The organism is Bifidobacterium sp. (genome assembly GCF_022640935.1).
In the GTDB taxonomy this organism is placed as follows: Bacteria; Actinomycetota; Actinomycetes; order Actinomycetales; family Bifidobacteriaceae; genus Bifidobacterium.
The window spans coordinates 74,674-95,210 of record NZ_JALCCV010000004.1; the positions used below are offsets into that span (position 1 = coordinate 74,674).

General features: G+C 61.1%; 19 protein-coding genes. 10 read left to right on the top strand and 9 right to left on the bottom strand.

The annotated features are described in order from the left end of the window. Positions 1 to 6: 6 nt before the first annotated feature. Positions 7 to 1,257 carry an extracellular solute-binding protein gene (locus LKG04_RS02495; protein WP_291759685.1) on the bottom strand — a complete coding sequence of 417 codons (1,251 nt, stop codon included), beginning with the start codon at positions 1,255 to 1,257 and terminating at the stop codon, positions 7 to 9. Between the two features lie 279 nt (positions 1,258 to 1,536). On the opposite strand from LKG04_RS02495, the gene LKG04_RS02500 reads away from it, so the two are divergent. The 4 genes from LKG04_RS02500 to rimM all read left to right on the top strand — a co-directional run bounded on the left by LKG04_RS02500 (position 1,537) and on the right by rimM (position 4,050). After that, positions 1,537 to 2,538, top strand: coding sequence for a LacI family DNA-binding transcriptional regulator (locus LKG04_RS02500; protein ID WP_291759687.1), 1,002 nt, complete (start codon positions 1,537 to 1,539; stop codon positions 2,536 to 2,538). Between the two features lie 203 nt (positions 2,539 to 2,741). Beyond that, positions 2,742 to 3,200, top strand: a complete 459-nt coding sequence (rpsP, locus tag LKG04_RS02505; protein ID WP_291759689.1) for a 30S ribosomal protein S16 — start codon at positions 2,742 to 2,744, stop codon at positions 3,198 to 3,200. Between the two features lie 2 nt (positions 3,201 to 3,202). After that, positions 3,203 to 3,436, top strand: coding sequence for an RNA-binding protein (locus LKG04_RS02510; RefSeq protein WP_291759691.1), 234 nt, complete (start codon positions 3,203 to 3,205; stop codon positions 3,434 to 3,436). Positions 3,437 to 3,447: 11 nt separating this feature from the next. Beyond that, positions 3,448 to 4,050: a ribosome maturation factor RimM gene (gene rimM / locus LKG04_RS02515; protein WP_291759693.1), complete on the top strand. Its 603-nt coding sequence runs from the start codon at positions 3,448 to 3,450 to the stop codon at positions 4,048 to 4,050. 119 nt (positions 4,051 to 4,169) lie between these two features. Here the strand turns inward: rimM and LKG04_RS02520 are convergent, their stop codons facing one another. Continuing rightward, positions 4,170 to 4,367 carry a hypothetical protein gene (locus tag LKG04_RS02520; RefSeq protein WP_291759696.1) on the bottom strand — a complete coding sequence of 66 codons (198 nt, stop codon included), beginning with the start codon at positions 4,365 to 4,367 and terminating at the stop codon, positions 4,170 to 4,172. Positions 4,368 to 4,630: 263 nt separating this feature from the next. Here LKG04_RS02520 and LKG04_RS02525 point away from each other — a divergent pair, with 263 nt between their 5' ends. Continuing rightward, complete coding sequence (locus tag LKG04_RS02525; RefSeq protein ID WP_291759924.1) at positions 4,631 to 5,638, top strand: Gfo/Idh/MocA family protein; 1,008 nt, start codon at positions 4,631 to 4,633, stop codon at positions 5,636 to 5,638. A gap of 637 nt (positions 5,639 to 6,275) precedes the next feature. Next, positions 6,276 to 7,187, top strand: coding sequence for an SDR family oxidoreductase (locus tag LKG04_RS02530; RefSeq protein ID WP_291759698.1), 912 nt, complete (start codon positions 6,276 to 6,278; stop codon positions 7,185 to 7,187). A gap of 266 nt (positions 7,188 to 7,453) precedes the next feature. Here LKG04_RS02530 and LKG04_RS02535 read toward each other — a convergent pair whose 3' ends face one another. Beyond that, the gene (locus LKG04_RS02535; protein WP_291759700.1) at positions 7,454 to 7,657 is read right to left on the bottom strand and encodes a hypothetical protein; all 204 of its coding nucleotides are present in this window, start codon (positions 7,655 to 7,657) and stop codon (positions 7,454 to 7,456) included. A 708-nt stretch (positions 7,658 to 8,365) separates the two neighbouring features. On the opposite strand from LKG04_RS02535, the gene trmD reads away from it, so the two are divergent. Further along, positions 8,366 to 9,199 (top strand): tRNA (guanosine(37)-N1)-methyltransferase TrmD, encoded by an 834-nt coding sequence (gene trmD / locus LKG04_RS02540; protein ID WP_291759702.1) that lies wholly within the window; start codon positions 8,366 to 8,368, stop codon positions 9,197 to 9,199. A gap of 136 nt (positions 9,200 to 9,335) precedes the next feature. On the opposite strand, the gene LKG04_RS02545 is transcribed toward trmD, so the two are convergent. The 4 genes from LKG04_RS02545 to rpmB all read right to left on the bottom strand — a co-directional run bounded on the left by LKG04_RS02545 (position 9,336) and on the right by rpmB (position 13,989). Next, positions 9,336 to 9,908, bottom strand: a complete 573-nt coding sequence (locus LKG04_RS02545) for an RsmD family RNA methyltransferase (protein ID WP_291759704.1) — start codon at positions 9,906 to 9,908, stop codon at positions 9,336 to 9,338. A gap of 54 nt (positions 9,909 to 9,962) precedes the next feature. Continuing rightward, positions 9,963 to 10,901, bottom strand: a complete 939-nt coding sequence (locus LKG04_RS02550) for a nucleoside hydrolase (protein WP_291759705.1) — start codon at positions 10,899 to 10,901, stop codon at positions 9,963 to 9,965. 96 nt (positions 10,902 to 10,997) lie between these two features. Beyond that, positions 10,998 to 13,487 carry an ATP-dependent DNA helicase RecG gene (locus tag LKG04_RS02555; protein WP_291759707.1) on the bottom strand — a complete coding sequence of 830 codons (2,490 nt, stop codon included), beginning with the start codon at positions 13,485 to 13,487 and terminating at the stop codon, positions 10,998 to 11,000. A gap of 307 nt (positions 13,488 to 13,794) precedes the next feature. Beyond that, positions 13,795 to 13,989, bottom strand: coding sequence for a 50S ribosomal protein L28 (gene rpmB, locus LKG04_RS02560; protein WP_291759709.1), 195 nt, complete (start codon positions 13,987 to 13,989; stop codon positions 13,795 to 13,797). A 483-nt stretch (positions 13,990 to 14,472) separates the two neighbouring features. Between rpmB and LKG04_RS02565 the strand changes: the two genes are divergently transcribed. Continuing rightward, complete coding sequence (locus LKG04_RS02565; RefSeq protein WP_291759712.1) at positions 14,473 to 15,648, top strand: PfkB family carbohydrate kinase; 1,176 nt, start codon at positions 14,473 to 14,475, stop codon at positions 15,646 to 15,648. A gap of 64 nt (positions 15,649 to 15,712) precedes the next feature. Here the strand turns inward: LKG04_RS02565 and LKG04_RS02570 are convergent, their stop codons facing one another. Both LKG04_RS02570 and LKG04_RS02575 read right to left on the bottom strand, forming a co-directional pair. Then, complete coding sequence (locus tag LKG04_RS02570; RefSeq protein ID WP_291759715.1) at positions 15,713 to 16,015, bottom strand: hypothetical protein; 303 nt, start codon at positions 16,013 to 16,015, stop codon at positions 15,713 to 15,715. 131 nt (positions 16,016 to 16,146) lie between these two features. Then, positions 16,147 to 17,328 (bottom strand): lactonase family protein, encoded by a 1,182-nt coding sequence (locus LKG04_RS02575; RefSeq protein ID WP_291763209.1) that lies wholly within the window; start codon positions 17,326 to 17,328, stop codon positions 16,147 to 16,149. A 576-nt stretch (positions 17,329 to 17,904) separates the two neighbouring features. Between LKG04_RS02575 and LKG04_RS02580 the strand changes: the two genes are divergently transcribed. Further along, the gene (locus LKG04_RS02580; protein WP_291759926.1) at positions 17,905 to 19,173 is read left to right on the top strand and encodes a DUF2974 domain-containing protein; all 1,269 of its coding nucleotides are present in this window, start codon (positions 17,905 to 17,907) and stop codon (positions 19,171 to 19,173) included. Between the two features lie 73 nt (positions 19,174 to 19,246). Then, positions 19,247 to 20,326 carry an adenosine deaminase gene (locus LKG04_RS02585; RefSeq protein ID WP_291759723.1) on the top strand — a complete coding sequence of 360 codons (1,080 nt, stop codon included), beginning with the start codon at positions 19,247 to 19,249 and terminating at the stop codon, positions 20,324 to 20,326. Positions 20,327 to 20,537: the final 211 nt, after the last annotated feature.

Sequence of the window (20,537 nt, forward strand, 5' to 3'; positions counted from 1 at the left end):
GATCAATCAGAGAATGGCTTCGTAGTTCGTCTGGGCCTTGTCCAAAATGGTCTTCGGATTGGATTTCTTGAGCGTCTCCAGCGAAGAGTTCAGGTCGCCGAGCACGGTGGCCGCGCCCTTCTGATTGGGCAGGCCGGTCGCATACGCCAAACCGTCGGCGAACGCGCTCATATCGGGATACTGCTTTTTGTACTCGGCACCGAGCTTTTTGGAAGCGGGCATGACGCCGAATGCCTTGGAGAAGCTCATGACCACGTCGTCGCCTGTCAGGTATTTGACCAAGTCGAGCGCGCCCTTTTGATCCTTGCTGTCAGCCGCGATGCCCCAGCCATTGGTGAACTGCAGCGTTCCCTTGCCCGCAGGCCCCGCAGGCAATTCGATGGCCTTGTACTTGACATCCGGATAGTCGGATTGCATGGTTCCGCTCAGCCAGTTGCCTTCGATCGTCATCGCCGCCTTCTTGGTGCCAAAGGCCTCGCCGCCCCAGCCTGCTCCCAGATCGGAAGCGTAGGCGGCCACACCTGAGGTGAGCAGGCTTTTGACCTCGGTCAGCGCCTTGACGCTGGCTGCGGAATCGGCTACCGCCTTACCGTCTTTGACCAGCCCGCCGCCCGCCTGAGCGAAGAACACGCCGATGCGTGCGTATTCGCCGCCGAACGACAGCCCGATCTGCCCCGGCTTGGTCAGCTTCTTCGCCACAGCGGCAAGATCGGCCCAGTTCTTCGGGTAATCCGCTTCAGTGAACCCTGCCGCAGACCACATATCGGTGTTGATGACGAGCTGAAGCGTGGAAACGTCCTTGGGAACGGCATAGAGTTTGCCGTCGTAGGAAAGCGATTTCAAAACCGAAGGATAGTAGTCAGAAGTGTCCATCATGTCGCCGTACGCCAGCAGCGAGCCGTTTGCGGCGTAGCCTGCCAGGTAATCGGGACTGAGATAGAAGACGTCCGCGGGATCGCCCGAGGCAAAGCCTTGGCTCAGCTGCTGCTGGCCGTCAGACGCCGCGATGACCTTCGCCTTGCGACCGGATTGCTTCGACCAGTCGGCGACGGCTTTCGTCACGGCTTGGGTTTCGGCGTCCCCCGACGAGCCGATAAGCACCTGCAGCGTGCGCGAGGTGTCCGACGTGAGTTTTCCGGCGGAATCCTTGCCGGACGCGGCCCCGGACCCGCTGCTGAAGCCGCTGCCGCATCCAGACAGCAAGAGCACAGCAGCGAGCGACAGCGCCACCGTACCCTTTGTTTTGTTGTTGCTCATAAGAAGCTCCTTTGCTTATGCGTTCTTTTTTGGAACGTTCGAATTATTACTCTTTTCTTATGTCTTGTCAAGCTGAAAATAGCGAAATATATCGTTGATATATATGAGCATATAGGGATATTGCTATTATTTTGTTCGTTCTAATACTTTGTCCATTCAAACGGTATCCGCATAAGATTCCAGCACCTTGCCTTTGCCTGGTTCGAGGAAGCGCTTCAGCTATAAATATGAACGATATAATCGGACAGGCACATACATTGACGGAGAGAGTCACACACCATGGTAAGCATCAAAGACGTGGCCAAACAGGCAGGCGTCTCCCCGCAGACAGTTTCGAACGTTCTGAACGCACCCCAACGGGTCAGACCTCAAACCCAAAAGGGGGTGGAGGCCGCCATCGACCAGCTCGGTTACTTGCCGAACGCCTCGGCGCGTCGTCTGCGCAAACAGCGCAGCGGCACCATAGCCGTGGGTATTTCCCCGAATCCGCATTCTGCAGTGTATGACCGGTTCCTGCACGCCTTGGCGGGCGGTGCCGACGCTGCGGATATTCGCATCACCCTCTACAAAACAGACTCCCATGAGGACGAGATACGCCACTTCACAGCATTGTGCGCGGGCGCCGACGTAGACGCGTTCGTGCTGACCGATACAACCCATCAGGACCCTAGGCCGGACTGGCTGATCAGGCACCGTCAGACGTTCGTGATGTTCGGCCGGCCGTGGGGCTCGCCCTGCGTGCTCGATCCGGAGATCGCCTGGGTCGATGTCGACGGCAGGGCGGGGATTCGGGAGATGACCCAACATCTTATCCTCACCGGGCACCGGCACATAGGGCTTATCGGATGGCCGGAAGAATCCGGAACAGGTGACGATCGCATGCGAGGATGGCGTGATGCGCTGCTTCAGGCCAGGCTTGCGGACGAGCATAGCCTCAGCGCCTTGCGGATCGAGGCAGTAGACGATATCGGCGCAGGGCAAAGCGCCTGCGTCGAACTGCTCGACAGGCAGCCAGACATCGACGCCCTCGTGTGCGTGAGCGATACGCTGGCGACCGGTGCCATGATGGCGTCGCCAGATGGGCTGGCCATCACCGGATTCGACAACACGCCCACCGCGCAATCCCTTGGGTTTTCCAGCATCGAGCAGAACATGCCGGATATCGCCCACGAAATACTGCGCATCATCGACGAAAAACTTCGATTAGCCGCTCATAGTGACGTCGCGCCCGAGACTGTTCATTGGCACTCGCTGCTCAAGCCCACGTTGGCGATCCGCTAATCCAAGGTGCATATGGCACGATTGCATACCATGCTGGGACTCGAGAGGTCGCGCTATCCATGCCTGTGTTGTATAATGTCCCAGTTATTCACGGATACGGGACCCTCTCATTCCCGCACGCCGCGAGGAACACGCTGGCTGCAGGTTTTTGTGCCCCCACAGAAAACCGACGGCCGGCACCCTAAGTTACAAGGAGAGCCATTTTGGCAACCAAGATTCGTCTGAAGCGACTGGGCAAGAAGTTCTATGCCTTCTATCGTGTGGTCATCACCGATTCGCGCAACAAGCGCGACGGCCAGTCCATCGAGGAGATCGGCATTTACGATCCGAACAAGCAGCCGTCGCTTATCCAGATTGATTCCGAACGCGCGCAGTACTGGTTGGGCGTGGGCGCACAGCCGTCAGAAGCAGTGTTCAAGCTGCTGAAGATCACTGGTGACTGGCAGAAGTTCAGGGGGCTCGACGGTGCCGAAGGCACCCTGAAGACCCCTGAGGACGGCCCGGATGCCGCAGCCCGCATCGAAGCCGTCGAAGCCCAGGCGCAGAAGATCAAGGCGGCGAACTCGGCGGCTGCAGCCAAGGCTGCGGCGCAGGCGGAAGCCGAAAAGGCCGCCGAAGCCAAGAGCACCGAGCCTGAGGCTGCGGAAGCGCAGGCTGAGTAATCATGCTCGCGCAAGCCGTTGAACATCTGATCACCAACATCGTCGATTTCCCCGACGATGTATCAGTCAAATCCCATGAGAACCCTCGCGGCGAATTGCTTCGCGTGCGTGTGAACCCGGAGGATATCGGCCGCGTGATCGGCCGCAGCGGCCGCACCGCCAACGCGATCCGCACCGTGGTGCAGGCCTTGGCCGACCACAAAGTGCGCGTCGACATCATGGATGTCCGCAAGTAGTGGGGCGTTCAATGCATGGCAACGACCCTCAACAGCGTGAGCTGTTGAGGGTCTGTCGTATCGGCCGGGCGCAGGGACTCAAAGGCGAAGTCAACGTCCGCATCACCACCGACGAGCCCGGGCGGCGCTTCTCCCCCGGTTCGTCCCTACGCACCAGCGACGATTCGCACGAATACATCGTCGAAGGCGCGCGGACGTTCAAAGACCGTTGGATCTTGCGCTTCGAAGGCATCGACAATCGCGACGCGGCCGAGGCCCTGAACGGCATCGAGCTGTACGGCGAGGCAGATGACCCCGAAGAAATGGCGCGTGAAGATGCATGGTATCCCAAGGATCTCATCGGACTTGAGGCCCGGCTTGCCGACGACAACGTGCTTGGCATCCCCGGAGGCAAGGTGCTGGGCCAAGTCGTCGACGTGATTGACGGCCCTGCACAGTCGCTGCTGAAACTACGGTTGGCCGGCGATCGTGTGGCCGGCACTGACGCAACCGACGAAAATACGCCTACTACGGCGCTTGTTCCCTTCGTAGACCCCATTGTGCCCGACATCGACCCAGCCGAGGGAACGCTCACCATAAACCCTCCCGGGGGCCTGATTCCCGGGCTGGGGTAGTGCGCAAACACAAAGCTGTCCTTCTGCCGACGAGAATTGACTGACGTCTTCGACCGCATATTGAAGGTGCTCTATGGGCTCTTCAAAGAGCGGTCCATCTTTTTCTTGTGATCTGCGCATCAGACCACTCTCTTCAAGTCGTGCCCGGCGGCATCGTAAAACCGCCTTCCTGGCGGGCTGTGCCTGGCGATGAACTCGAAGGTCAGCAACGATAAGGGAAAACGCTCTGCCGAGCCTTTTTCCGACTCGCCCTTGGACGACATAATGACCCCTGCAGTGGCCTTTTTCTCTGAAGCAAGCCGGTAGATCAAATCCATATCGGAATCCGGCCGGCGTTTCCTCTGGCCACTGCACCAGAGACACGCATTTCCCCGACACCGTGGCTTTCAGCGGCGCACCTGGCTGCATTCTCCACTTCTTGCAGCACCGGTTCATTCATACACGCATAATGATAGCGGCATCTGCCCAATGGCAGAAGCTTGTAATCGCTGTGACCGGCATCCGACGTAGCCTGCCGCTCAGAAAAAAACGATAAGATAATCGAAGAATGATCGAACGGCACGTGCAGATGGGCGGAACAATGCATATAGGGATTATCGGGACAGGTTGGATATCGCGTCAGTTTGCCGATGCGGTGCACCAGCAGCAGGGCGCGCAGATGGCAGGGATTCTTTCCAGAACCCGCGAATCCGCGGAACGGTTCAAATACCCCGATGAGGCATATCCGGCGTATGACGATATCGAGGAATTCCTCGCGGATTCGAAGATCGACACGGTGTACATCGCCTCGCCCAACTCGATGCATTACAGCCAGGCGGCCAAAGCCATCAGCGTCGGGAAAAACGTCATCGTCGAGAAGCCCGCATTCTCGAATCCGACGGAATTCGCCAAGATCGAGACCCTGCTCCGCCACCACCCTCAGGTGCGTTTCTTCGAGGCGGCCAGGAACATTCATACCGACACATTCCGCAGCATCGCCGAGCAGGTGGAGAATATGGGACAGGTCGGCGGCGCGGTCTTTTCCTATATGAAATACTCCTCGAAATACGACGCCGTTCTCGCAGGAACCGCACCAAACGTATTCACCGCGCAGTTTTCCGGCGGTGCCTTGCAGGATTTGGGAGTGTATCCGGTGTATGACGCGATAGCCCTGTTCGGGCCGCCGCATTCCGCCGAATATCATTGCCTGTTGCTTCCGACTGGCACCGACGCCATGGGCACCGGCGTGCTGCACTACCAGCATTTCGATGTCACCCTTCTCATCTCGAAAACCGTCAATTCCAGGTTCGGATCCGAAATATACGCAGGGCGGCAAACTCTCAGCTTCGGCAACGGCGGCGATCTCGGCAGCGTCCGCCTCATGGAAGACGACGGCACAGTACAAGAGATCTGCCCATCCCCAACCGGCAATCCGATGAGCGGAGAAGTGCGCGATTTCACCGATGTCATCCAAGCTCCAGCCGAACCGGCAAACCAATCACGCTATTTGCGCTGGCTCAAGACGAGCCGCGAAGTGTGCGAAACCCTCTGGCAGATGCGCCAGAGCGCCGGCATCCACTTCCCTGCGGACGATGCTGATGGGCGCTGACCCAAAGCCGGATGAGTGCAGTGAGAACGCTAGCAGCACAGCGCAGCTGCATCACCTGGCACCGGCGATCTCCGCCGCGCCGCGGATGCCGTATGCCGTTCAACCTGCACTTCCACCATGCGCGGCCGATATGAGCTGGCTTTGATACCACGCCCTGTGGCATCGCCTATCACGCACGTCTTTTCAAACGCCGAATGCCGTCAAATACAAAAATCCGACTGGAGAGGTATCCGGTTACGAGATCAGCGGATGCCATTGCGCTCGACAACCCTCAAAGATTCACATAATTGTGTTTTGAGCAAACATAGGGCGATTCACGTTGAATAGCACTGGGAATTTCTATAGCCTTGTCAGACAAGGACTGAGGGACACGCCTGAGGGGTGTCCCGACCTGTCAGCCCGAGGTATGAGATCTATTAGCGGTTCGGAATGTGATATGGAACCGCCCAGTACGAAGCCGACAAAGTGACAGTCGGTTTTACTCCGGTCACTGGCCGGCGCAGTGCGACGGTAGCACAGTTCGACAGTGGCCAGGCCGGCGCAATAACGGAATCAGCGAAGAATCACGGAATTGCCGCTGCAGGCATATGACGGGATTCTTCTTCGATCATCGTCAACCCTACGGAAGGGAAGCATAATGACAGATGCTGCAACGAACGAAAACCCGCACAATGACATAGGAATTCGAACCGATAAAGACTATCCGCAGCAAATCCAGAACCCGCCGGGAACGACGGCGAGCATGACCCCGGAACCCGATCATGGTGAGACCAGCTGGGTCGGAAGGAACCGGCTGGTAGGCGTGCGCGCGCTGATCACCGGAGGCGACTCCGGCATCGGGCGGGCCACTGCCATCGCATTCGCGAGAGAAGGGGCCCGCGTCGCCATCTCCTGCATGGCTCCCGAACTGGCCGACGCCCAGCGAACGCGTGAAATCATCGACGTCGATAAAACGGGAAGCTGCGAGATATTCGAGACGGATATCAGGGACGAAAACAGGGCCCGCGGACTCGTCGACGATGCCGCCGCGGCGCTCGGCGGATTGGATGTGCTGGTCAACAACGCCGGCACGCAATTCGGCCGCCGCGAGAACGGGTTCGAGGACCTCACGACGGATGAGATGAAAACGGTGTTCGACACCAACCTGCTGGGGACGTTCTGGGTCACGCAACAGGCTCTGAAATATCTGAAAGCCGGGGCCAGCATCATCAATGTCACCTCGATACAGGCCTACGAGCCTTCAGGCAACCTCATCGATTACGCGGCCACCAAGGCGGCGCTGACGAATTTCACCGCCAATCTCGCCCAACAGCTCGGGCCGAAAGGGATCCGCGTCAACGCGGTCGCGCCAGGACCGATCTGGACGCCACTGATCACCTCGACCATGGATCACGAGGGCATCCCGGAATTTGGCAAGGGCACGCCGCTGGGGAGGCCCGGGCAGCCAGCCGAACTGGCCGGCGCCATGGTATTCCTCGCGAACAACGCAGAAGCTTCGTATGTGAGCGGCACCGTGCTCGCCGTGACCGGCGGACGGCCAATCTTCTGAATATCGGGCATACATAATGCTCGATGAGGCCCAGGCGCTGCGTGACTGCAGTTACATGATTCGGTCCGGCGCGAAGATATCCTCGCGCCGGACCGAATCACGAGAATAGGGAGTTGCAGCACTGCATCTCAAACGGTAGCTTCTCTATCCCATGCAGAACGAAGAACGGCGTCCATCGCGAATGATGGCCGCCGTTCTTCGATAGTGCTGCGATAAACGCAGATGCAGCCTCATAAGGCTGCATCTGCCTGCAAGCCCGCGCCTATTTACAGATCTGTCGGAGGCACATCATAGGTGACATCATCGGTAGATGTGGAGGCACCGGTTTCGAGATCTTTCTTTTCGTCTTCTGAGGGTTCATTCGACGGAGCCTCCGGAAGAGAGGATTGCGGCGCATCCTGAACCGGTACGCCATTGACCTTCGGCGTATCCTGGCCCTGTTCCTCGGCATTCTTATTGTGTTCGTCCATATTTGCACACCCCTTTCGAATTACGGCTTCCAAGTGTCAAGGCTATCAATGAAAAGCGCGCGGATCAAAGAATCCGCTTGGAGGAAAACGCTGATACTGCTTGAGGAAGGTGCAGACCAACGCGTCGGCTCGATGAATCGGCCCGATCGCAGGATACGATAGAGCAGAGCTGCATGAGGAGGGCGAGAAACCGATGCGCACAGTAAAAGGGCTTTCCGCCCTGCTGCATCGCATGGGTCGCGCCTTCGATGGCTTGAACACAATGGGCATGGCAACCGAGGAATTCCTGCGCACCGGCAATCCCAAGGTGACCGGCTCGGAAAACGACTACGCGCTATTGCAGGATCTGCGGGACTCATCCGCATATGCGCTGGGAACCGATTGGCGAACAACCCGCTTCGGCTTGGCATGTTTCAATGCGTTGCTCGGCCAGTGGTATTTGGGTGCTGTCCCTTCACGCCTCTTCCTCTCCTTTCTCCCTGTTCGCCTCCAATCTCCCCGGTGTGCTGCACATCAACTACAGTGGTCGCTTGCAAAGCGGTCACATGCAACCTGCGCAAACACAATCGAACGTTTGGCATTGACCAACCCTGACCTTGGAAGGATCTCGGATCCTAGACGTGACTTCACACGCCTGTCATGCGCGGTTATCACTTGTCGCAACGGCGCTGGCTTTGGCGACGCGCCTTGGCGGTACTCTGGTGCCTTATGGATATCGATATCGTCAGCGTGTTTCCCGAATACTTCGACGTGCTCAAACTGTCGCTGCTCGGCAAGGCGCAAGACAACGGCCTGGTGCGCATCGCGGCCCACAATCTACGCGACTGGACGCACGACGTGCATCACTCGGTCGACGATACGCCGGTGGGCGGCGGGGCAGGCATGGTAATGAAGCCCGAAGTGTGGGGCGAATGCCTTGATGAGCTGCTGGGTGTGAAGCCGGGCGGCGAGGGCAGTGACGATGTCGCTGGCGCAACAGCCGATGCAAACGATACAGTCCTGATTTTCCCCAATCCTTCCGCTCCGCTCTTCACGCAGCGCGATGCAGCTGAGCTGTCGCACGCCGGACGGCTCGTCTTCGGCTGCGGACGGTACGAGGGCTATGACGCACGGATCCCGGAATACTATCGCGCGCGGGGCGTCGATGTGCGCGAATATTCGATCGGCGACTATGTGCTCAACGGCGGCGAAGTGGCCGTGTCCGTGATGCTTGAGGCGATCACGCGCCTGCTGCCGGGCTTCATGGGCAATCCCGAATCCATCGTCGAGGAATCCTACACAGGCGGCAATGCGCTGCTCGAATACCATCAGTACACCAAACCAGCGCTCTGGCGCACGGTGGCGGTGCCCGATATTCTGCTCGGCGGCGATCACGGCAAAGTCTACCGTTTCCGGCGCGACGAGGCGCTGGAACGCACCAGCGCCATCCGCCCCGACCTTATCCAGGCGCTCGACTGCAAGCAGCTTGACAAAGCCGACCGCAAAACCTTGATGGCATTGGGCTGGGATGTCTCGCAGGCGCATCCACGACGCGCTGCCTAGTCTGCACGCACTCGTCGTTGTCCCCCATGCACACGCTCCGCAGCAGTGCCCAGCTGGCAGAAAGCGGCTGCCTCACAGCATCTCAGCCGTTCGCCGGAGCAGAGAACTGCTGCGCAACGCTGCACAGCCCCACCCCTCAGGCATGTTCAAAGGTGAACACGGCGGTTTCGCCGTAATTCCGGCGGTCGGAGACGATCCAATCCCGCGGCGGCCGCGGGTCGGCCGATCTCGTGGAACGTTCGAGAATGATGACGCTGGCGGGGCCGGTCGCCTCGCCTGCTGCCAGATTGACCATAAGCGTCTCGCATTGCTCGGTTTCGAGCGCATATGGCGGGTCGATAAGTACCAATGCGAACGAGGGACCGGCATAATCGGCCACGAATTGTTCGGCGCGGCGGCGCAGCGCGTGGGCCGACATGCCGCTCTCCCACTCCCGCCGATGCCGCAATTCGCCCAAGGTTTTTGACAATACGCTTGCCGCGGGCCCCGCCGACTCCACGGCGACGAGCTCACGCGCGCCTCGCGACAGCGCCTCGATACCGAGCGCTCCGGTGCCGGCATACAGGTCAAGCACGCGAGCGCCTTCCAAGATGTCAAGCGCTTCGAGGCGTGAGAACAGCGCCTCCTTCGTCCGGTCGGTCGTGGGCCGCGTCCCGGTTCTCGCGGCAGGCAGGGTCAGCCCTTTGAATCGTCCAGCGATAACATGCATGCCTCGTACTCTACCTCCCATGCCGTCTGCCATCGTTACTGTTGTATCGCCCGTCTAGCCGATGCGCGTGATGGCGGCTATGATCATATTCCAGAATTTGTCGAAATCGAGCTTGAGCGCGACCTGCGTATGGCAGCCCTCGGCAGGTGGCTCCGGCCCGCGCAGATCGGCGACGGTCATGCCCAACGTCGGCCCGTCCGCGGTTTCCACCTCGAGCGGGCAGCGGCGCGTGGCCATCACTTCAGGGTCGATCAGGTAGGCGATCGTGCACGGATCGTGCACCGGCGGATCGATGAAATCCTCGTCATTGCGGTAGGCCGTGCGGAAGAAGTCCATCAGTGCGCTGGCAAAAGCCGACAGATCAGTGCCGATCGCGTCGATGCGCGCCTGCACCTGAGGCGTGCACAGCGCCTGATGGGTCAGGTCGAGGCCTATCATCGTCAGCGGCCACGGCTCGCGGAAGACCATACGAGCCGCCTCCGGGTCGGTTGCAATGTTGAACTCGGCGACCGGACTCCAATTGCCCACATGCACGCCGCCGCCCATGAGCACGATCTCTTTGACGCGCCCCACGATGCGCGGCTCCATGCGCGCGGCGATCGCGATGTTGGTCAGCGGACCGGTGGGCACCAGCGTAATGGTGCCGGGCTCGCTGTTCATGATCGTGTCGATGATCCAATCAACGGCGTGGCCGCGATCCAGAGGTCGTGTCGGCTTCGGCAGCTCCACGCCGTCCAGCCCTGTTTCGCCATGGATCGAAGCGGCGACTTCGAGCGGACGGACGAGGGGGCGGTCACATCCGGCATGCACCGGAATATCGGCCGCATCCGCCATTTCCAACACGGAGCGCGCATTATAGGTGACCTTGTCGAGGCTTTGGTTGCCGCCGACGGTGGTCACACCGATCAGATCGATGCTCGGGTTGCCCACGGCGAGCAAGAGCGCCATCGCATCGTCATGACCCGGATCGCAGTCGAGAATAATATGCCGCATGCTCGCTCCTCGTTTGTCGGCGCCTGCCGGCGCATACCGCCATCGTCCACCTTAGCCTTTTGCCAACTCTTTTATGCCCGGAATATTCGGCACGGTTCAGCTGCTGACGATCTGCGATTCGCCGCCGCGCGTGAAGTCGAGCACTGCGCCCGCCAATTGCACCGCGTGGCTCAAATCAGGGTCGGAGTCCAGCAGCGCGTCCGCATCGGCTCGGGCGTCCCTGATGATCGCAGCGTCTTTGACCACGCGCAGCAGCTTGAGACCGGATTTGCCACCGGATTGCGCATCGCCAAGCACATCGCCCGCGCCGCGCAATTCGAGGTCGGCCTGCGCGATTTCAGCCCCGTCCAATGAGTGGTGAATGACTTCGAGACGCTGGGCCGCGATGCTGTCCGGCTCGGCACGAGAGACGAGGAACGCCCATGAGTCGGTGCCGCCGCGGCCCACGCGGCCGCGCAGCTGATGCAGCTGGGACAACCCATAGCGATCGGCGTCGAATATGACGATGCAGCTGGCCTGCGGGACGTCCACGCCGACCTCGATCACCGTGGTGGCCACAAGCACGGGCGTTTTCCCCGCGGTGAAGTCAGCCATGACCTGCGCCTTGGTCGCGTCGTCGTCGCGGCCGGTCAGCGTCGCGAAGGCGATGCCTTCAAATTGAGGCAGCGATTGCAATCGTTGCGCTATTTCGGCGACCGCATGCAACGGGGGCTTGGGTTCGATGTCTTCTGAGCCACCCGGGCCCGTCGAGCGACGCGATCCGGCGCCGCCGCGACCGCTGCCGGCGCGCAAACGGCCGACCGCGGCATTCTGCGCACGTTCATCGCCCAAACCATCATCGAAAGCTTCGAACCCATCCTCGCCGGGGCCGTCCGCATCGTCCGCATCCTCATCCATATCGATTCTCGGGCAGACCACATAGGCTCGCTCCCCCGCATCGATGCGCCCGCGAACATGCGTGAACATAGCCGCCATCGTCCGGGCGTCGGCTTCCGGCACGACAACCGTTGTGATCGGTTTACGGCCTCCCGGCAGCTCGGTGAGCCATGAGATATCCAGATCGCCGAACCATGTCATCGCTGCAGTGCGCGGGATGGGCGTCGCCGTCATCACCAGCAGATGCGGAGTCGTATCCGATCTACTGCGCAACGATTCGCGTTGCTCGACGCCGAAACGATGCTGTTCGTCGATGACCACCAGCGCGAGATTGGGCGCCTGGAACGTCGAGGAGAACGCGGCGTGCGTGGCGACGATAATGCCCGGCTCGCCGCTTGCCGCCCGCGCCAAGGCTTTGCGACGGGCAGACAGCTTCATGCCGCCGGTGAGCAGGGTCATCACGACACGCATCGAATCACCGTTGGTCATCGCCGAGATGGTCCGATAATGCTGCTCGGCGAGCACCTGTGTGGGCGCCACCAGCACGGCCTGGTACCCTGCGCCCACGGCCTGCAGCATCGCAGACACGGCCACCACGGTTTTGCCCGATCCGACTTCGCCTTGCAGCAGTCGCTGCATAGGGTAGTTTTGCGCCATATCGGCCGCGATATCATCAATGACCTCGCGCTGCCCGCCGGTCAGCTTGAACGGCAGCGAGGCGATGAACATGTCGCGCAGGGAGTCTTCGATGCATGCGCGGGCCTGCGTCCGACGGGCGTGCTGACGCGATTGCAGTACGGAAACCTGCGAAACCAGCGCCTCCTCATAGCGCATTGCGGCGATGGCCTGGTGGAATTCCTCGGTCGATTGCGGATCGTGGATGGCAAGGAAAGCCTGTGCCCGGTGCATGAGACCGCGCGCAGAGCGAATCGATTCGGGGACGATGTCCGGGATGGCCTGGCGCAAGACAGCCGCCGCGGATGCGGCGGATTCAACGGTGTCAATATCAGCAAGCTGCGAAGCATCAGCTGCCGTATCGCCCGATTCCGCGGCGTCGTCCCTGCGCAGCAGATCGAGGAATCCGAGAACCGACTCGTGGATATGTTCGCTGGAAATGCGCGAAGTCGCGTGGTATATGGGTCGAGGCCTGCATACCCGCCGCAAGGCCTCCTCCTCGGAGTCGGCGTCAACCATGTGCCGTGATGTTCCTGCACCAGTTGGCCCGGCGCTGCCGGAATCGGCAGAACCACTGGGATCGGGATCGATCGTCAGCACCTCTGGATGGGTGAACTGCAGCTGCCCGTTGAACTCCGTAGGCTCCCCCGCGACAACAACATCCACGCCGGAGTGCATCCGCGCACTGAGCCAGTCGATGTATTGCCGTTTGCCGGAGAAGAACACGAGCCGGGCGATGGCGCCACCGATGTTGCGAGTCCTTGCGAAATCCGCATCATCGACGATCGCCTCGAGCCGAAATCCGCGCCGCGCGTTCATCGGCACCACGCGCACCTGCCGCACCTGAGCGGCGAAAGCCATCGGCTGTCCTGGATACGCCTCGCGCAACGCTCTGGGCGCGACCGGATCGCTCACACGGAAAGGGTAATAGGTCAGCGCGTCGCCGACCGTGACGAGTCCTAACGATTTGAGCGCGCTGACCCGCCGTTTGTTCGTCATCAACGACGAAATCGGGGTGCCCAGTGAAACGCTCATGGCCTCCATTGTTGTCAATCAGCGCGACAGTCGCCGCTGCCGTGCCAGACGCGCCGCAATCAGCCGGGCGATCGAGTCCGACAAAGCCTGGTAGCGGCTGACCACACCATCTTGTTTCTGGCAATAATCCTGCTGCAATGGCAAAAACAAGACATACCGCGCTGAGCTCTGTCTGGTTTACGACGCCCGCCGCGGATAACTGTCGCAAACGAGACAGATCAGGCCCAGAGTCAGAATATGCCTAGCAGATATGCAAAACCCCGGAGGCGATGACGCCTCCGGGGTTTGGGTCACGATTGCTCGCGACTCACGCGGCCACGCGCTGAACCTTGCCGGCCTTGATGCACTTGACGCAGACGCGGACGCGAACGTTCTCGCCGTCGATCGTGGTGCGAACCGACTGCAGGTTCGGACGGAAGGTGCGCTTATTGCGGATATGTGAGTGTGAAACGGTGTAACCGGTTCTCGGTCCCTTGCCGCACACTGCGCAACGAGCTGCCATAATGGACTCCCTATTCTTCGACTTGCAAGTCTTGGCGTTCAGCGTACCTGCGTTTGCGCGCACGCTGCTGAACACACAATCAAGCAACTATACAGCCAGCCCCGACATATCGCAAATCCGGCACAGTCACGATCGCATACCATTCACGCCTTTACATCTTCGACTCTGTGATTTATCCCGGAAACCCGGGCTGCTCGATGACGGAAATCCGAACTTTCGACTGGATCCGTCCGAGTTGACGCATTCTTCCATACTCGATTTGGATGGGTACCGTCATAATCACCATACGTTTCATGATGCGGCTGCATGTCGAAGACCATCCGTCCGCATCTCCTCCGCCCCTCCGCTCAGCGCTGAACTTTTCAGACAATGCACATATTGGCGCGATAGAAAAGGCCTCAATATTGAATTCCATGCTCGCATCATCTCCAGTTGGAATACGGCAGGCATGGCTTGACACAACGACGGCCGAGGGAGGTCATCATGCTGCATGATTTCATATCACGAACGTTCGGAGGGACCGGCCGGCCGCAGCCCGCATCGGTGCTTTCGCTCGGCCAGATCTGGGTCGATGTCATGATGGACGTCAACGAAATGCCTCCTGCAGGCGGGTTTGCGGCCGCAAAACAAATCAACTCGGCCATCGGCGGCAGTTTTCGCGTGCTTCAGGCCGCCAAACGCATGGGCTCGCCCGCTCAGCATGCCGGCATCATCGGCAGCGGACTGTGGGGCGCGGCAGTGCGCAAGGCGCTGGCGCACGATGGCATCGAGCATATCGGCCAAGACCGGCTGGATTCGGACACCGGATTCCGGCTAGTGCTCAACGACGGCGAGCGCAAAACCTTTATTGCCACCTACGGCGCGGAATCGGGCGGCGACAGCGATTGCTTCGACGGCGTAAAGCCCACGGATGGCGATGTGGTGCATATCAGCGGAAACACGCTGATGGACCATTCTGCCGCAGGCATCGAGGCCCTGTTCGATCGCACGATGCTCGATCCGGATGCGCGGCCATACACGATCGTGCTCAACCCGACCAACACGCTCGAACTCGTCAGCGACCAGCTGCTCGAAAACCTCGTGCTTGCGCGTCCGATCTGGTCGTGCAACCGGCAGGAGGCGCATACTCTGGCTGATCGGCTCGGCGTGCCGAGGGACGAGAGCACCGCAAAGCTCACGGTCGGCGGCGCTTTCGACGACGCCATGGAGCAGCTGTGCGGTTCGCTGGGCGAGGCGCTCAGGGCGACTCTTGTGCTGCGTGCCGGCGCGCGTGGCGCCTGGGTGCGCGAGCCGGGCGGCACCGTGACTCACGTGCCCGGTTTCCCCGTCAAACCTGTCCACACGCGCTCGGCCGGAGCCTGCCATACCGGGGCGTTCTGCGCCATGCTCGCCCAAGGATGGTCGCTGCTCGACGCCGTGCGCATCGCCAATGCCGCCGCCTCGCTCGCCATTGAGCATCACGTGTCCGGCGTGCCCGATTGCCCTGATCGTCAAGGGGCGCTGGCATTGGTCGCTGCAGCAGAGCGGGGCGGCGCTGGCGAAAATGACGGTGCTGACGGCACTGCCGGCGATGGCGGGAATGTCGGCGAAACCAGCAGCAGTAGACAAAACAAAGCGGCAGAAGGGGCTGCTGACGGCGCCACTGATTACAGAAGTTGAAAGGTTCAGACTGGCGATTAGCGCTGCGGGCACCGCCGCAAGCCGTATCGCAGATCCAGGGCAATCAAACGCCGGCGAAAACAACGGGCAAAGGTGCGGATGCCTGAGGATCGGGAACGTCGCGCCCGGCCCGCAACCAGCCGCGCGTATCCACATTGTTGCGTTTGCGCGATGCCTCGAAGCCCAGCATGCGGCCGGCCGAGGCGTGATGGATCTTGGATCGGCCCGGCAAAGCCAGGCCCTGTCTCTGGATCGTTGCACTGGCTAGGCACAGATAGCCCCAGATCCCTCTCCTTGGATGCTCAGATGGCCAATGCTCAGTCTGCCAATTGAATCCGCGACAGGGGCCTGAAACAAACAGCACCATTGAAGGGCAGCTCCCTCCGATCGCCGAGCGGCATGGCGCTGAGCCGCGATGACAGGCTGCGCGATGGCCTGAGACAATGAGCTGCAATCGCTCCCAGACCTTACCGCCACAAGGATAACGAACCCCGGCATTCACACCCGCAGGATGACGGTGGGCGAGTCGGCGTCGAAGCGTGCGACGAGGCATGGCTCGCCGGCGTCTTCGATGTCGAAAACCGCGAGATTATTCGAAGCTTCGTCTGCCGCCAGGAGCAACGTGCCGAAGGCGACAAGCTGGCGCGGACGGCTGCCGCCGCATGGGGTTCCGCGCCCACGCCCATCGTTCACGCCCGGATCGGTCAGCCGCGCGAAACGCTCGCCGTCCCACAAAAGAGCAACGATGCGGTCCGAGCCGCGCAGGCCTACATAGGCGATGCCGCAGCCATCGGTCACATGCCCCTCCGCTCGCGCGGTCTCACCACAGTGCACGGCATCGCCCAGCCGCCCGGATGGCACATAGGCCAAAGACGCGGCCTGATCTATGGCATCGCCGCCGAGGCTTATCGTTTGCACGACTCGGACGCCGCCGTCGGCGAATGCATGATCGCCCGCATCAGCATCGCCAGCCTGCGGTTGCGGCACCGTGTCCTGCCCGAAGTCCTGTTCGAATACGCCTGCAAGCACAGTCACCGTGCAGCCCCATTCATCGACCACCGCCACACGCCAGCCGCCGCCATTCGTCGGCATTAGATGCATATCGCGCGGACCGGTACCGGGGGCGAGCCGAACCGCCGCGCTGCGGCGCAGCGTCCCGTGCTCCCAACGGTGCACGTAGACCCGGTCGGCGCCAAGGTCGGTGGTCAGCACACGACCGTCCGGAAGCGGCAATATCCAATGCGCGTGAGGGCCGGCCTGAGCCGGCAAAGGGCCATGGCCTTCGCCTTCCAGCAGCTGGTTTCCGGGCAGTATGCGGCCTTGCTCGTCGAGCCGGTGCACGCCGATGGAGCCGTCGCCGTAACAGGCGACAATCAGGTGGCGATGCCCCTCGTCATCAATGGCGAGGGCGGCATGGGTCGGGCCATCGCCCTGCACCGTTATGCGAGAAGTCTGCTCTAGCCGCACATTGCGCCCACGCGCATCCCCGTCATCCCCGTCATGCCCGTCACGATTAAGATTATCGGCGCAATCTTTGGCGCCATCACGCCCGCCACAGACCCGCCCGTTGTCGCGATGTTCGTCATTGCAGCGGCAACCCGCGCCTCTCCCGCCCCCATCATTCCTGACGATGCGCAGCGAAGCGACCTCGCCCGTGTTCTCCAGCACCGCGTAAAGCATGTCCCCGTCTCGCTCAAACCAAGTGGGAGAAGGAAGATCGGCCAGCAGTTCACGCCTGGACACGACGAGTTTGGCACCAGACGTTCCATTGTCTGCCCGGACAAGTGTTTGCAGCTCGACGCCCTTGGCATTTTGCCCGTTCAACGGACCGAATCCGCCAAGCAGTATATCGATGCGTCTATCAGCTCCCGCATGGTCACACCGTCCGGCAGCTGATTCATGGGAGCATGCCGGCCGCCCGCCGAGCAGCCGCCCGCCCGCCCGGCGAATCGCCTTCTCTCGTGCATTACCCGATGCGTCCCGCTCTGCCATCTCCTGCATACATGCCCTCTCTGCTAGTCGAATCCTGTCATATGCTATCGCATTCGGATTACGCCGTCCGCGCCAGCCATCACGCGGTTCGCAGTCGCGCGGTTCGGCGCAAAGGGGGCACAGCGGAACGGGGAAACAGCGCGGCGCAACGATCGCAACTCTTCCGGAACCGGGATAGCCGATAGCTCGTCATGCTCTGGGAGAGGAGCCGGAGGTGCGGCTCAGGTGGCTATCATCGTATACGGGTACGTGCTTGGAGGCTCTATGGGCAATATTCTCGATTACGCGCGCGAGGAGACGCGCGACTTCGACGAGCGCCCCTTCAATGCGGTCGACGCCCTCGTGCTCGCCTCGCTCGCCTACCAGCCCATGCCACCGCTCGTCCCGGTTCTCACTGCGATCACCGCGGCGTACGGCACCGCGCGTGATCGGCTGCGGCTCTTCAGCCTGCGCCGTCCGATCGATTCCCTGCGCGCGCTGCGGACAGCGCCATTCGACGGCCCCACACTCGACGAAGTAGCCGAAGAGCTTGAACGGCGGCAGACGGCAGACGGCGAAGAAGACACGATAGGGCTTTCCGACCCGAGACTCACGGCGACGTTGTTCGCGCTCGTGAAACATAATCCTCGTTTCTCGCGCATCCGGATTTCGGCGTATGACGAACGGTTCAGCGCCGAACGGCAGACGCAGTTCGCCGCCGTGACGATGCGACTGCCGGACGGCACGCTGGCCATCGCCTTCCAAGGCACCGATGACTCCTTCGTCGGCTGGAAGGAAGATTTCAACATGGCCTTCCAATACCCGGTCCTGGCGCAGGAGTCGGCCTGCGACTACCTGCAGACGGTCGCACGCGTCTGGCGCGGCCCCATTGTGCTGCTCGGCCATTCCAAGGGCGGCAATCTCGCCGTCTATGCCGCGATGAACGCCACGCCGGACGTGCGCGAGCGCGTCGCGCGCGTCTACTCGCTTGACGGCCCGGGCTTTCCGGATGCCGTGGTGACGAGTCCGCCGTATCAGGCCGTTGTGGGCAAGGTCGAGAAGATCGTGCCCGATTCCTCGATCGTCGGCATGATTCTGGAGACGCCGGAGCCCTGCGTCGTGGTGCGTTCCGACCAGCGCGGCATCATGCAGCATCTGGCGTTCTCCTGGCAGGTGAGCAACGGCGAATTCGAGCTGCTTCCCGCCATCGCGCCCAGCTCGCGGTATTTCAATACTTCGCTCAACGAATGGCTGCGCAGCCTGTCGCACGAGCAGCGCGAGCGCTCCGTCAATGCGCTGTTCACGATCCTCGCCGCGAGCGGGGTCGATCATCTCTCCGGCATACTCTCCTCCATGCCGCGGGCGCTGCCCGACATGATCGGCTCGTTCTCCGGGCTCTCTGCGCAGGATCGGCGCAACATTCGTTTCGCGCTCAATCTGTTGGTCCGATCGATGTGGATGTACTGGCGCGACCGGCAGCACCGCGACGCCCGCGCAGCCGGCACGCCCGATCCCGGTGCGATGCCGCAGACGGGCGAGACGCTGGGTGGCTAGGGCATACTGAAACACAGCAAAGCTACACTGATCACACTATTGTTTCGACAGTATATTTGAGAAAGGCCCTACATTGAGCGAATCCGACGCAACCACAGCTTCCGCGGCAAATACCACGGCAGCGGGCGCATCAGCAGCGGCACGGCAGGCCCTGCTCGCCATGCCCAAGGCGGAGCTGCATCTGCATATCGAGGGCACGCTGGAGCCTGAGCTGGCGCTCGAACTGGCGCAGCGCAACGGCGTGCAACTGCCTTGGAACAGTTTGGACGACTTGCGCTCGCAATACAGTTTCGAGAATCTGCAGTCGTTCCTGGATCTGTACTATCAGCTGATGGCCGTGCTGCGCACCGCCGACGATTTCCGCGATCTCATGCTCGCTTATCTTGAACGCGCCAGTGCGGACGGCGTGCGCCACGCGGAGATCTTCTTCGACCCGCAGGTGCATCTGGATAACGGCCTCGACTTCGATATGGTGGTGGATGGCCTGCTCGAAGGACTCAGGATCGGTGGAGAACGCTACGGCATCTCGGGCGGGTTGATCCTTTCGATCGTGCGCGATAAGCCCGTCGAATCGGCGCAGCAAGTGCTCGACCTCGCCGAGCGCCGTGCGGAAGAACTGCTCGGCATCGGCTTGGACTCCGCGGAAGTGGGGTACCCGCCCTCGCTGTTCGAGGAGTGTTTCGCACGTGCCCGGTCGATGGGGCTGCACTGCGTGGCCCATGCAGGCGAAGAAGGGCCAGCCGATTATGTGACGCAGGCGCTCGATCTCTTGCATGCCGAACGAATCGACCACGGCGTCCACGCTATCGACAGCTCCGAGCTCACCGCTCGACTGGCATACGACCGCATAGCGCTGACGATGTGCCCGCTGTCGAACCGCCGGCTGCAGGTGGTCGGCGATCTGCATGACCTGCCCATCCGTCGCTTCCTTGACCGAGGCGTGGCAGTGACGGTGAACAGCGACGATCCCGCCTATTTCGGCGGCTATATCGGCGCCAACTACCAGGCGCTCGCCGATATCGGTTTCAGCTTCGACGAGCTCGAGGGCTTTGCCAAGAATTCGATCAGCCATTCCTTCGCGGACGAGGAACGAAAGCATCAGCTGCTCAAAGAGCTGAACGACTGGCAGCAGGATATTCCGGCGAAGCGCTGAGAGGCCAGCAGCCGATCCAACTACGCCTGAACAGCTAGACTTGGGCATACAGCAACCCGGCTTGCAGCCGGCGATAACGTCAATTGGAGGCGACAGGGAGCAAATGCACACGATTGTGGAATGGCTGCAGACGAACATCGACAAGATCATGCTGCTCGTAGGCGCGGTGCTTATTGCGGCGTTGCTGGCCAATATCACCAGCCGGCTGCTG